9 protein-coding genes are annotated in these 13,083 nt (G+C 69.5%); 4 read left to right on the plus strand and 5 right to left on the minus strand.

Going from position 1 to position 13,083, the window contains the following annotated elements; translation table 11 throughout:
- Window positions 1–27: 27 nt before the first annotated feature.
- The gene (locus ACH413_RS27450; RefSeq protein ID WP_360031518.1) at window positions 28–477 is read left to right on the plus strand and encodes a hypothetical protein; all 450 of its coding nucleotides are present in this window, start codon (window positions 28–30) and stop codon (window positions 475–477) included.
- A gap of 31 nt (window positions 478–508) precedes the next feature.
- Here ACH413_RS27450 and ACH413_RS27455 read toward each other — a convergent pair whose 3' ends face one another.
- Window positions 509–2,101 carry a PucR family transcriptional regulator ligand-binding domain-containing protein gene (locus tag ACH413_RS27455; RefSeq protein WP_319979128.1) on the minus strand — a complete coding sequence of 531 codons (1,593 nt, stop codon included), beginning with the start codon at window positions 2,099–2,101 and terminating at the stop codon, window positions 509–511.
- Between the two features lie 108 nt (window positions 2,102–2,209).
- On the opposite strand from ACH413_RS27455, the gene ACH413_RS27460 reads away from it, so the two are divergent.
- Both ACH413_RS27460 and ACH413_RS27465 read left to right on the plus strand, forming a co-directional pair.
- Window positions 2,210–3,493 (plus strand): aspartate aminotransferase family protein, encoded by a 1,284-nt coding sequence (locus ACH413_RS27460; RefSeq protein WP_360031516.1) that lies wholly within the window; start codon window positions 2,210–2,212, stop codon window positions 3,491–3,493.
- Window positions 3,490–4,971 (plus strand): CoA-acylating methylmalonate-semialdehyde dehydrogenase, encoded by a 1,482-nt coding sequence (locus tag ACH413_RS27465; protein ID WP_360031514.1) that lies wholly within the window; start codon window positions 3,490–3,492, stop codon window positions 4,969–4,971. Before ACH413_RS27460 ends, ACH413_RS27465 begins: the two co-directional genes overlap by 4 nt.
- Before the next feature lie 555 nt (window positions 4,972–5,526).
- On the opposite strand, the gene ACH413_RS27470 is transcribed toward ACH413_RS27465, so the two are convergent.
- Window positions 5,527–7,584, minus strand: coding sequence for an elongation factor G-like protein EF-G2 (locus tag ACH413_RS27470; protein ID WP_360031512.1), 2,058 nt, complete (start codon window positions 7,582–7,584; stop codon window positions 5,527–5,529).
- A gap of 246 nt (window positions 7,585–7,830) precedes the next feature.
- Between ACH413_RS27470 and pdxS the strand changes: the two genes are divergently transcribed.
- Entirely contained in the window at window positions 7,831–8,724 is an 894-nt protein-coding gene (gene pdxS / locus ACH413_RS27475) for a pyridoxal 5'-phosphate synthase lyase subunit PdxS (protein ID WP_090066984.1), read from the plus strand.
- A gap of 60 nt (window positions 8,725–8,784) precedes the next feature.
- Here the strand turns inward: pdxS and ACH413_RS27480 are convergent, their stop codons facing one another.
- The 3 genes from ACH413_RS27480 to helR all read right to left on the minus strand — a co-directional run bounded on the left by ACH413_RS27480 (window position 8,785) and on the right by helR (window position 12,609).
- Window positions 8,785–9,411, minus strand: a complete 627-nt coding sequence (locus tag ACH413_RS27480; RefSeq protein ID WP_360031510.1) for a hypothetical protein — start codon at window positions 9,409–9,411, stop codon at window positions 8,785–8,787.
- Between the two features lie 117 nt (window positions 9,412–9,528).
- Window positions 9,529–10,389: a hypothetical protein gene (locus ACH413_RS27485; protein ID WP_360031508.1), complete on the minus strand. Its 861-nt coding sequence runs from the start codon at window positions 10,387–10,389 to the stop codon at window positions 9,529–9,531.
- 42 nt (window positions 10,390–10,431) lie between these two features.
- Window positions 10,432–12,609, minus strand: coding sequence for an RNA polymerase recycling motor ATPase HelR (helR, locus tag ACH413_RS27490; RefSeq protein WP_360031506.1), 2,178 nt, complete (start codon window positions 12,607–12,609; stop codon window positions 10,432–10,434).
- Window positions 12,610–13,083 lie beyond the last annotated feature (474 nt).

Genomic DNA, 13,083 nt, shown 5'->3' on the forward strand with positions numbered 1-13,083 from the left:
GGTCCCCAAACCAGATTGAGGAAAACTGTGTCTCGTTCCGGACTGTTCCGTGCCGCCGCCCTGCTCGCCGCCAGCGCCGCCCCGCTCCTCGCGGGTTCGGCCAGCGCCGCCGAGCTGCCCCAGCTGGGTGCCGGCGTTCCCGAGGTCGGCGCGGACAAGCTGATCTCCGACGCCCAGCAGCACGCGAACCCGCTCGAGTCGGCCTCCGCTGTCCAGCTCCCGCACGTCGGCGCCCCCGTCGCCAACGACCTGCCGGTGCCCGCGCTGCCCGCCGTCCCGGCCGCGCAGGAGCGCACCGTGCCGAACCCGGTCGCCGCCGAGCTGGGCACCCTGCCGTCGCTGCCGAACGCCGAGGCCCTCACGGGCAACGCGCACGTCGGTGACCTGAAGGCGCCGGCGCTGTCGGACCTGCCGACCAACAACGTCGTGCCGAACCCGACCGTTCTCTCGGGCACCTTCCCGACGATCAACGGCTGAGTTCCCACATCGAAAATGGGCCCGTGCGCGCTCACGGGCCCATTTCGTGTACCAGCAGGGCGACGTAGAGCGAGAGCACGGACTCCGGGTCCTCCAGCGAGACGCCGAGCACCTGTTCGATCCGCCCCAGTTGCTGGTAGTAGGCCGTGCGGGACAGGTGCGCCGCCGCGGCCGCCGCCGACTTGTTGCCGCCGTTCTCGCACAGGCACCGCAGCAGCTCGACCAGCCGGGAGCCCTGCGCCGAGTCCCGCGCCAGCAACGGCCCGAGCTCGCGGTCCGCGAACGCCCGGACCCGTTCGTCCTCGCGCAGCAGGTGCAGCAGGCCGCGCAGCCGGACGTCGTCGAGCCGGTGGTACAGCTGGGATCCCGGTGCCCGCAGCGCCGCCCCTGCCACGTGCACGGCCTCGCCGAGTGACCTGCGAACGTCCGTTGTGGACGTGACCGTCGTGCCCACCGCGATCACCACCGCCGACGCCGCCGTCCGGTGGATCTCGCGCGCGACCTTGCGCAGAACTCCTTCCACACCAACGGTCACCGGCACCGACAGCAGCGCGCGCACCGACGTGTCGTCCACGACGCCGACCAGTGCCGCGACCGTCACCCGGCGGGCCGCCAGTGCCGTCGCCTCGGCGAGATCACGCAGGACCTCCTGCGTGGCAAGCGTTTGCCCCTGCAGGACGGACACCGGCCGGACCGCCACGCCGATCAGCTGGCGGCGTTCCAGCGGCACTCCCAGCGCCGCCGCCCGCGCACCCAGATCCGGCGACTGCGGCGACTGGCCGAGCAGCTGGGCCAGCAACGTCCGGTGCGTCTGCCGTTCCAGTGACTCCCGATCGCGTGCCACGAGCCGATGCACGGCCAACGCCGACGCGGCGCGTTCGGCGACCACGACGTGCCGGTGTGGTGGAGGCTCCGGCGAGACCATCACGAGCCGGCCCCAGTCGGCGCCGCGTGCCCCGACGATGGTGATCAACCAGCCGGACGCGGTGTCGTAGGCGGTCCGTTCGGTGACCGTGACGGCCCGCGAACGCGCCGCCCAGTCGTCCAGCAGCGTCACAGGATCGTGCCCGGCCGCGTCGTAGGCGAGCACGTCGTGGCCGAGCGTCTCCAGCACGACCGCCAGTCCGGACGTCCTGGCCACCTCGCGCAGCACCTCGGAGGGCTCGGCGCCCGCGACCGTCAGCGCCGTGAACGTCTCGTGCACCTGCTCCGCGGCCCTGAGCTCGGCCAGCTGGGCGTCCACGATCAGCCCGACGACGGCCTCGGTCACGGCCACGTACTTGGTCTCCTCGGTGAGCGTGACCAGCGGCAACCCGTGCCGTTCCGCCGCCGTGACCAGGGCGCCGGGCACGTCGTCGCGCCACCGCCTGCCCAGTTCGACGATCAGGCCCGCGCAGCCGACGGCGGCCAGTTCCTCGATGTAGCGGGCCAGGCCGGACTCGGGCAGCATCACGCCGGTCGTGAGCACCAGTTCGCCGCCGCGCAGCAGCGGCGCGATGTCTGCGATCTCCGCCACATGGACCCATCGGACGCGTCTGCCGAGTCCGGCCGATCCGGCCACCAAACGGGGCTTTCCCTGCCGGATCACCGGCAGAGCGACGACTTCGGAGACCGTCGGGTACATGGACACAACGTAATGCCAACCAGCCGATCCGGGTACAGGTTGTGCATGGCGGCGCACCCGGCACGCCAGCAGACTCCGAGGCAGGCGTCGGACCCCCTGGAGGACGAGATGGCTCACAAGGAGCTGCTGGCACGACACCGCGCGGTGATGCCGAAGTGGGTGGCCCTCTACTACGACGAGCCCATCGAGATCGCGAGCGCCTCCGGGCGCCGGGTGACCGACCGCGAGGGCACGACCTACCTGGACTTCTTCGCGGGCATCCTGACCAACGCCATCGGCTACGACGTCGCCGAGATCAGCGACGCGATCCGCTCGCAGCTCGACACGGGCGTGCTGCACAGCTCGACCCTGTACCTGATCAAGAACCAGATCGAGCTCGCGGAGAAGATCGCCGAGCTGTCCGGCATCCCGGACGCCAAGGTGTTCTTCACCAACTCCGGCACCGAGGCCAACGAGACCGCGCTGATGCTCGCCACCCAGGCGCGCCGCAGCGAGCAGGTCCTGGCCCTGCGCAACAGCTACCACGGCCGTGCGTTCGCCACGATCGCCATCACGGGCAACCGCGGCTGGTCCGCGTCCGCGCTGTCGCCGATCAAGGTCAGCTGGGTGCACGGCGGTTACCGCTACCGTTCGCCGTTCAAGGCGATGGACGACAAGGACTACATCAAGGCCTGCGTCGACGACCTGCGCGAGATCATCGAGACCACGACGTCCGGCGACGTCGCGTGCATGATCGCCGAGCCGATCCAGGGCGTCGGCGGCTTCACCTCCCCGCCCGACGGCCTGTTCCGCGCGTTCAAGGACGTCCTGGACGAGTACGGGATCCTCTTCATCTCCGACGAGGTGCAGACCGGCTGGGGCCGCACCGGCGAGCACTTCTGGGGCATCCAGGCGCACGACGTGGTGCCGGACGCGATGACGTTCGCCAAGGGCCTCGGCAACGGCCTCGCGATCGGCGGTGTGGTCGCGCGCGGCGACCTGATGGACACGATCAACGCGAACTCGATCTCGACGTTCGGCGGCAACCCGATCTCCACGGCCGGCGCGTTGGCCACCGTGAACTACCTGCTCGACCACGACCTCCAGGCCAACGCGGCCAAGCTCGGTTCGCGGCTGCTGAGCGGCCTTCGTGAGCTGGCCGAGAAGCACCCGGTGATCGGCGACGTGCGCGGCAAGGGCCTGATGGTCGGCGTCGAGTTCGTCGGTCCCGAAGGCGAACCGAACTCTGGTGCGGCCGGTGTCGTGCTGGCGGAGGCGAAGGCGCGCGGGCTGCTCGTCGGCAAGGGCGGTCTGTACGGCAACGTGATCCGGCTGGCCCCGCCGATGACGCTGACCGAGGACGAACTGGAAGAGGCTTTGGGCATCTTGGCGCAGGCGGTGGAGAAGGCGTGATCAAGCACTGGATCAACGGCAAGCCCTGGGACGAGACTCCTCTGCGGCTCGGTGATGTCTACGACCCGACGACCGGCAAGGTGGCTTCTCAGGTCGCCTTCGCCTCGGTGTCCGAAGTGGACGCTGCGGTCTCGGCGGCCGCGGAAGCGTTTGCGTCCTGGCGGAACGCGTCCCTGGCGCAACGCTCGACGGTGATGTTCAAGTTCCGCGAACTGCTCAACGACCGCAAGGGCGACCTCGCGAAGATCGTGTCCGCCGAGCACGGCAAGGTCGTGTCCGACGCGGGCGGCGAGATCCAGCGTGCGCTGGAGTCGGTCGAGTACGCGTGCGGAATCCCGCAGCTGTTGAAGGGCGGCTTCAGCGAGAACGCGTCGACCCGCGTCGACGTCTACTCGATCCAGCAGCCCGTCGGCGTGGTCGGCGTGATCTCGCCGTTCAACTTCCCGGCCATGGTCCCGCTGTGGTTCGTGCCGACCGCCATCGCCTGCGGCAACACCGTCGTCCTGAAACCGTCCGAAAAGGACCCTTCGGCGTCGAACTTCCTCGCCGAACTGTTCGCAGAAGCCGGTCTGCCGGACGGCGTCCTGAACGTCGTGCACGGCGACAAGGTGGCCGTCGACCGCCTGCTCGAACACCCGACCGTGAAGGCGATCTCGTTCGTCGGCTCCACCCCGATCGCCCGCTACGTCTACGAGACCGGCACCTCGCACGGCAAACGCGTGCAGGCGTTGGGCGGCGCCAAGAACCACATGGTCGTCCTGCCCGACGCCGACCTCGACCTGGCCGCGGACGCCGCCGTGTCCGCGGGCTTCGGCTCGGCGGGCGAGCGGTGCATGGCGATCTCGGTGGTCGTCGCCGTCGGCGAGGTCGGCGACTCGCTGGTGTCCAAGATCCAGTCGCGGATCGCCGACGTGAAGGTCGGCGCCGGTTCGTCGTGCGAGATGGGCCCGCTGGTCACCGGCGTGCACCGGGACAAGGTCACGTCCTATTTGGACGCCGGGGTGGCCGCGGGCGCGGTGCTGGCGGTCGACGGCCGGGACCACCCGATCGACGGCGACGCGAGCGGCTTCTGGCTCGGCCCCACGCTGTTCGACCACGTCGGCACGGACATGACGATCTACACCGACGAGATCTTCGGCCCGGTGCTCTCGGTCGTCCGCTGCGACACCTATGAAGAAGCCGTCGAGATGGTGAACAGCAACCGCTACGGCAACGGCACCGCCATCTTCACCAACGACGGCGGCGCCGCTCGCCGGTTCCAGAACGAGATCGAGGTCGGCATGGTCGGCGTGAACGTGCCGATCCCCGTGCCGGTGGCCTACTACTCGTTCGGCGGGTGGAAGGAATCGCTGTTCGGCGACTCCCACGCGTACGGCCCGCACGGCGTGCACTTCTTCACCCGCTCGAAGGTCGTCACGTCGCGGTGGCTCGATCCGTCGCACGGCGGCGTGAACCTGGGCTTCCCGCAGAACACCTAAGGCTGCGTTCGTACAACCTCTTGACCGCGAGGTACGCCGCCGAACTTGGCGACGAGCTCGCGGGAAGCGACTGGACCGTGCGCTGCTCGACTTGATCGCCGAGCAGCGCACGGCCGGTGCTCGACGTTGGCTGCGGTTCTGGCCACGTGGCGGCGTCCCTCGCGGACCGGTGCCTGTCGTCGGTGTTGACCCGTCACTGCAGATGTGCGCACGCCGCCGTACTCACCTGCGCCGGTGACATGACGGCAGTGCCCATCCGGGTTTTCTGTTCCGGCTCATCCGCACCTGCGCCGTCGTTCGCCTGGATGCAGCGCACCCCAGACCTGCACCAGGTGGCGCGAGTACTGCGAGCCGGAGGGTACCCGTTGATCGCGTTCTACGTGCTCACTGCGCAAACCCAGCCAGGTCAGGAGAAGTGCAGTGCTGGGGAACCCGTCGACGCCGGTCTCCCGAACGCCTGGAAGGCACGCTCACGCAGGGGTACCCCCTGATCGGGAACCCCTGCGTTTCAACGTACTCACGGGGTCCGACAAGACCGGACCGCGAGAATCGGGCCTACTTGGCCGCGCGGGCCGCCAGCGCCTCCGGCAGCGGGTCGTAGCGGGAGAAGCGGCGCGTGAACGTGCCGGTCCCCGACGTCAGCGACCGCAGCTCCACCGCGTACCGCAGCAGCTCCGACGACGGCACCTCGGCGCGGATCAGCGTGCGCCCGCCCTCGTCCGACTCGGTGCCGAGGACTCGGCCGCGCCGTCCGGACAGGTCGCCCAGCACGGTTCCCAGGTGCTCGTCGGGCAGCCGGATCGCGACCTCGTCCATCGGCTCCAGCAGTTGCGTGCGCGCGGCGGCCGCGGCCTCCTTCAACGCGAGTGCGCCCGCTGTCTGGAACGCGGCGTCCGACGAGTCGACCGAATGCGCTTTGCCGTCGACGAGAGTCACCCGTACGTCGACGACAGGGGTGCCGTCGTGCAGGCCTCGTTCCAGCTGCGCGCGCACGCCCTTCTCGACGGACGGGATGAACTGGTGGGGGACCGAGCCGCCGACGACCTTGTCCACGAACTCGAAGCCGGCGCCTCGGGGGAGTGGTTCCACGAGGATGTCGCACACCGCGTACTGGCCGTGGCCGCCGGACTGCTTCACGTGCCGGCCGTGGCCTTTGCCCGACCCGGCGAAGGTTTCGCGGAACGGGACGCGCACCGGTTCGGTGTCGATCTCGGCTCCGCCGGCGCGCAGGCGGGCCAGCACGACGTCGGCGTGGGCCTCGCCCATGCACCACAGGACCATCTGGTGCGTCTCGGCGTTGCGGTCCAGGCGCAGGGTCGGGTCGCTCGCGACCAGGCGGCCGAGGTTGCGGGCCAGGTTGTCCTCATCGCTGCGTGTGCGGGGCACGACGGCGATGGGTAGCAACGGTTCTGGCATGTCCCACGGCGCCATCAGCAGTGGTTGTTCGGGGGCGGAAACGGTGTCGCCGGTCTCGGCGGTGGTCAGCTTCGTCAGTGCGCACAGGTCGCCGGCCACGCAGTACGGGACCTCGCGCAGCGTCGAGCCCAGCGGCGAGTAGATGTGGGCGACGCGTTCGTCGGCGTCGTGGTCCTCGTGGCCGCGGTCTGCCATGCCGTGGCCGGAGACGTGCACGGGGCGTTCGGGGCGCAAGGTGCCGGAGAAGACACGGACCAACGACACGCGGCCGACGTAGGAGTCCACTGCTGTGCGGACCACCTCGGCGACGAGTGGCCCGTCCGGGTCGGCGGCCATGCGAGGTTGCGGGATGCCGTCCACGGACGTCACGTCCGGAACGTCGTGCTCCAGCGGTGACGGGAACGCGCGCGCGATGCCGTCCAACAGCTCCACGAGACCCATGCCGGTTGCGGCGCACACGGGCATCACGGGGTGGAACGAGCCGCGCGAGACGGCGGTCTCCAGGTCGGCGATCAGCGTGTCCTGGTCGATCTCCTCGCCTTCGAGGTAGCGGTCCATGAGGGTCTCGTCCTCGCTCTCGGCGATGATTCCCTCGATCAACGCCGCGCGTTCGTCCGGGTAGTTCGCACCGGATGTGAGCAGCCCGACCAGTGCGTCGCCCTCCGGCATGTACAGCGGCACGACGCCCGCGCCGAACGCCGCCTGGCACGCGATGACCTCGGTGCCGAAGTCCGCACGGTGGTGGTCGGTGCGTGTGATGACGACGGCGCGTGGCATGCCGACGAGAGCGCACTCCTCCCACAACGAGATGGTGGCCGCGTCGACGCCCTCGAAAGCGTTGACAACAAAAAGGGCCGCGTCCGCGGCCCGTAGTCCTGCTCTGAGCTCACCCACGAAGTCGACGTAGCCGGGGGTGTCGATCAGGTTGATCTTGATGTCCCCGTGCTGGATCGGGGCTACCGCGAGGCCCACCGATCGTTGTTGTCGCACGGCGGCCGGGTCGTGGTCGCAGACCGTGGTGCCCTCGGTGACCGATCCCGCGCGGGTCAGGACGCCGGTGGCGGCGAGCAGGGCCTCGGTGAGCGTCGTCTTGCCGGCGCCGGACGGCCCCACGAGCACGACGTTGCGGACCTTGGCCGGGTCATCTACAGCGACCGCGCCTGCCGGTGCCCCGTTGTCGGAGTTCTTGCTTCCCATGACGACCTCCGTCAAGTCGTAGTGTTCGATCTCACACCCGTTCCCCTCCCGGTACAACCCCGCAGACCCGTCTGGACGCCCACCAGCACGCGAACACAATTCACAACCGGCGCAGTGACACGTGTCACGACCTGCGGTTGATCGGAAAGTGGCCTTCTGGTTCGGGGCTCCAGTGGCTTGGGTGAGGGGGCCACGTCGGACGTAGGCTGAGTTCACCAAGACTTCCCCTCGTGAAAGGTTGCCCCGGTGAGCACTGATCAGGTCACGGGTACCGCCCGCGTCAAGCGCGGCATGGCCGAGATGCTCAAGGGCGGCGTGATCATGGACGTGGTCGACGCCACCCAGGCGAAGATCGCGGAGGACGCGGGCGCCGTCGCCGTCATGGCACTCGAGCGCGTCCCGGCCGACATCCGCTCCCAGGGCGGCGTCGCGCGCATGAGCGACCCCGACCTGATCGACGGGATCATCAACGCCGTCTCGATCCCGGTCATGGCGAAGGCCCGCATCGGCCACTTCGTCGAGGCCCAGGTCCTCGCGTCGCTCGGCGTCGACTACATCGACGAGTCCGAGGTGCTCACCCCGGCCGACTACGCCAACCACATCGACAAGTGGGCGTTCACCGTCCCCTTCGTCTGCGGCGCGACGAACCTGGGCGAGGCCCTGCGCCGCATCACCGAGGGCGCGGCCATGATCCGCTCCAAGGGCGAGGCCGGCACCGGTGACGTCTCGAACGCCACCACGCACATGCGCAAGATCCGCCAGGAGATCCGCCGCCTGCAGAACCTCCCCGAGGACGAGCTCTACGTGGCCGCCAAGGAGCTCCAGGCGCCGTACGAGCTGGTCAAGGAGATCGCGCAGAACGGCAAGCTCCCCGTCGTGCTGTTCACCGCGGGTGGCATCGCGACCCCGGCCGACGCCGCGATGATGATGCAGCTCGGCGCCGAGGGCGTGTTCGTCGGTTCCGGCATCTTCAAGTCCGGCAACCCGGCCCAGCGCGCCGAGGCCATCGTGAAGGCCACCACCTTCCACGACGACCCCGACGTCATCGCCAAGGTCTCGCGCGGCCTGGGTGAGGCCATGGTCGGCATCAACGTCGACGAGATCCCGGAGCCGCACCGCCTGGCCGAGCGCGGCTGGTAGGTCCCAGTAACGAACGAAGAAGGGCGCGTCCTGTGCGGGACGCGCCCTTCTGCCGTCCTACTACGGCAGCACGAAGCAGTAGGTGGTCTTCGTTTCCTGGTAAGCCATCGCCTTCAACGAATCCGGGCCGCACGCCGCCTCGTCCGCGGTGTTCGTGAGCACCCGGACCTTGACCGCACCGGTCGCGCCGCAGTCCACCACGGGGTTCTCGGCGGTGAGCGAGGCGAGCATGAAGTCGTAGCACTCGCCGTCGAAGAACACAGGGATCAAGCACAGGTGCTCACCGTTGAAGCCTTCGTAGGTCGTGTACGCGTCCGGATCGTCGCCGCACTCGTCAGTCCGGAAGGTTCGCGCCTTGCTCACGGTGTAGTTGTGCTGCTTGCCGTCGCACGAGACCTTTTCGTACGTCATGTTGGACTCCACGCCCGTCAGCTTCACGCAGTCGCCGACCGCCGCGCCGGGAGTGCCGGTTCCCGGGAGCACGTAGAAGACCGTCGCCATCATCGCCACCAGCAGGACACCGAGACCGATCCCGATCACCAGGCCGGCGCGGGAGGTCCTTTGTGGAGGGCCGGCGGGTGCCGGTGCGGGGTAGACGCTGACCGGGTACGCGGGGAACGGGGTGGCCTGGGGGCGTGGCGCCCACACGTTGGCCGGTTCTTCCGGTGGAACAGGCGGAGTCGTCATGCATTGCCCCCAATGCGGCTCGGACGCGGATGTGAATCGTCTGGCCGACGCGAGCAGTCCCCCCAGACTTCCGCCCATCCTATTGGCGGCCGGGTCCTTCGCCGACCGCCTATCGGGTCAGATCGAGAACGTGTGGGTCAGGCAGTAGGTCGTCTTGATCTCCGGGTAGGCCAGCGCCAGCGCGAGTCGCTCGTCCTGCCCGCACGCCGCCTTGTCCGCGGTTCCGGTGATCACCTTGGCCTTGACGACCATGTAGCCGCCGCACGCCTTCTTCGGGAACTCCGACTGCAGCGACGCGAGGGTGAAGTCGTAGCACTCGCCGTCGACGAACACCGGGATCAGGCACACGTTCACGCTGGAACCCTTGGTGTACTTGACGTAGCCGTCCGGCGGCGTGCCGCACTCCTCGGTGGACGTCGCCGGCACCTTGGACACCGTGTAGTTGTGCTTGTTCTCGGCGCACGGGGTCTTCTCGAACTTCGGGTTGAACGACCCGCCCGCGAGCAGCACGCAGTCACCGACCTCCGCGAACGGCTTCGGCTTCGTGGTCGTCGTGGTCGTAGTCGTGGCCGATGTGGACGGAGCCGCGACCGGCCTCTTGCTGCCCCAGTTGCCCAGGAACACGGCGGCACTGAGCCCCAGCGCGACCACGACGATCCCGGCGATGATCAGGAACGCCTTGCCCGAGGACTTCGGCGGTTGCGGAGCCGGGTAGGACGGGTAGGCCTGGAACTGCTGACCGGGGTAGGCCTGACCCGGATACGGCTGGCCGGGGTACGGCTGGGAGGGATCGGGCTGGCCCGGGTAGGCCTGGCCCTGGTAGGGCTGGCCCGGTTGCGCCTGGCCGGGATCCGGCTGTCCGGGGTAGGCCTGGGCCGGGTACGCCTGGCCGGGCTGCGGGCCCGGCGCGGCCTGCCCCGCGGGCGGTGTCGCCCACGGGTTGGCCGGGTCGTGGGGCTGGTAGGGCGGAGTGCTCACCAGCGGGACTTTAGAGCTGGTCAGAACCCCGCACCCACCGAATTACCCGCTTGTGCCCACGGTCTCAGCGAGATCGGACAAAGCGGTCGGCAACGCCTCGTGGTGCAGCACGCCGAGCCGTTGCGTGGCGCGGGTCAGCGCCACGTACAGCTCCGCCGCGCCGCGCGGCCCGTCCGCCATGATCCGTTCCGGCTCGACGACGAGCACCGAGTCGTACTCCAGGCCCTTCGTCTCCGCGGCGGGCACGGTGCCGGGCACGCCGACAGGTCCGATCACGACGCTCGTCCCTTCGAGGGACGCCTCCTGCTTGACGAACTCCTCGATGGCGCCGGCCAGTTCGTCCTCGGTCACCCGCCGCGCCCAGGGCTGGACACCGTTGGCGCGCACCGACTCCGGCGCGCGCACGTCCGGCGCGAACTCGGCGAGCACTCGCGCCGCGACGGCCATGATCTCCGCCGGCGTGCGGTAGTTGACCGTCAGCGACCGGTACTCCCAGCGCCCCGGCACGTACGGGTCGAGCATCTGGGCCCACGACGTGGCACCCGCCGCCGCACGACGCTGCGCCAGGTCGCCCACGACCGTGAAGGAACGGCCCGGGCAGCGGCGCATCAGCACCCGCCAGTCCATTTCGGACAGTTCCTGGGCCTCGTCCACCACCACGTGCCGGTAGGTCCAGCCGCGGTCCGCCAGCGCGCGTTCGGCGAGCGTGCGCTGGTCGTGGTCCTCGAAGCGCTCGGCCAGGTCCTCTGCGAACAACATGTCCGAGGCGAAGAGGTGGTCCTCGTCGTCCATGTGGTCGAAGCGGCCGACCATGCTGTCGAGCACCTCGGCCGCGTACCGGGCCTCGGCCGCGCGGTCCGCCGAGGCGGCCTGGTCGTCGGCCTGCTCGGTGCCGTCCTTGCCCAGCAGGTCGTGCAGCTCGTCGAGCAGCGGCACGTCCGAGACCGTCCACGCGGACCCGTCCACGCGGTGCAGCGACGGGTCCGCGCCCGCCTCCGCGAGCAGTTCCGGCGACGAGTACAGCGCGCCCAGCAGCTCGAACGGCGTCATGATCGGCCACAGGGAGTCGAGGATCGCGAGGAACGCGTCGTCGTCGGCGAGGTCCTTGACCAGCCCCGCCCGCATCTCCTCCCAGGCCTGCTTGTCGGACCGGGACATCCAGCCCTTCCCGATGCGGCCGATCGCCCGCTCGGTCAGGACGTACGTGACGATCTCGCGGAACACCGCGCGGGCCTCGTTGTGCGGCAGGCCGCTGTCGCGCGCCTCCTGCCGGGCCCACTCGGCGACGTCCGCGCCGATGTGGACGATCACGTCCTTCATGCCCATCGGGATCGGCTCCGCCGGAACGCGCTGCAGAGACGCGACGGCGCCCTTCAGCACGTCCACCATCTTGCGCGAACCCTTGAGCCGCGCGACCTCCGGCGTGTCCTCGGCGGTCGCGAGCAGACCGGGCAGCAGGCTGCCGGTGGTCGAGAACACGACGTCCGACTCGCCCAGCGACGGCAGCACGCGACTGATGTGGTTGAGGAACGCCGGGTTGGGACCGACGACGAGGACGCCGTGCCGTTCCATGCGCTCTCGTTGCGTGTACATCAGGTACGCGACGCGGTGCAGCGCCACGACCGTCTTACCGGTGCCGGGGCCGCCCTCGATCACCAGCACGCCGGGGTGGTCGAGCCGGATGATCGCGTCCTGTTCGGACTGGATGGTCGCCACGATGTCGCGCATGCCCTCGCCGCGCGGCGCGTTCAACGCCTCCAGCAGGGCCACGTCGCCCTGCTCCTCGCCGAGCCTGCCGAACACCTCGTCGGTGAACCCGGCCACGGCACGGCGGCGGGTGAGGAACTGGCGGCGCCGGAGCATGCCCTCGGGGCTGGCCCCGGTGGCGGTGTAGAACGGCCGCGCCGCCGGTGCCCGCCAGTCGAGCAGCGCCGGTTCGAACTCGTTCTCCTCGTCGAACAGGCCGATCCTGCCGATGTAGGAACTGTCGCCGTCGACGCTGTCCAGCCGGCCGAAGCACAGGCCGTAGTCGGCCACGTTCAGGCGCTTCATCTCGCGGTGCCGGGCGCGCACCTCGTTGTCACGGTCCATCGCGGTCTCGCCGGTGCCACCCAGCGCCGACAGGTAGGCGGCCTTCACGCGCGCGCGTTCGCCATCGAGGCGCGCGTAGAGACCGGCCACGTATTCACGCTCGGACTGCAGTTCTTCTTCGTAACCCACGTGCTCCCCACAGCGCCCTTGTTCTGCCTGAGGCGATGAGTGTGAACGATGCACGGGGTCTTGTGGCAAGGCCCCCCACCTGCTATACGTTTAAGTGGAGAAACGGGCCGGGTCGCGGGTGCGACCTGGCCCGTTTCGCATGTGACGCCCCTTACGGGTGGGCGATCTTCCAGGCCTTGTAGTAGGCCGAGGTGACCGCCTTGTCGGCCTGGTCTCGCCCGCCGCGATGCCGCTCAGCGCGGAGTCGACCTCGGTCTTCACGACGTTCGCGAGACCGGCGCACTGCCCGCCCTGCAGGTTCGTGCACGCGGTGGCGAGATCGGTGCAAATGAATTCATGGTTCTGAAACGGACCTTGGATCGTGCCGAATTCGACCGCGTGCGTGGCCTGACCGAGAGGAATGCTCGCCCGGCTCAGCTGGGTGGCGCAGGCACCGGCCGACGGGGCCGTGAAGGCAGAGAGACGAAGGCAAAA

The organism is Lentzea sp. NPDC020367 (assembly GCF_044387305.1).
In the GTDB taxonomy this organism is placed as follows: domain Bacteria; phylum Actinomycetota; class Actinomycetes; order Mycobacteriales; family Pseudonocardiaceae; genus Lentzea.

What these genes read in the sequence shown, in the direction of transcription:
- ACH413_RS27455 (WP_319979128.1), bottom strand. Translation starts at nt 2,101, where the DNA reads ATGTACCCGACGGTCTCCGAAGTCGTCGCTCTGCCGGTGATCCGGCAG.
- ACH413_RS27460 (WP_360031516.1), top strand. Translation starts at nt 2,210, where the DNA reads ATGGCTCACAAGGAGCTGCTGGCACGACACCGCGCGGTGATGCCGAAG.
- ACH413_RS27480 (WP_360031510.1), bottom strand. Translation starts at nt 9,411, where the DNA reads ATGACGACTCCGCCTGTTCCACCGGAAGAACCGGCCAACGTGTGGGCG.
- ACH413_RS27470 (WP_360031512.1), bottom strand. Translation starts at nt 7,584, where the DNA reads ATGGGAAGCAAGAACTCCGACAACGGGGCACCGGCAGGCGCGGTCGCT.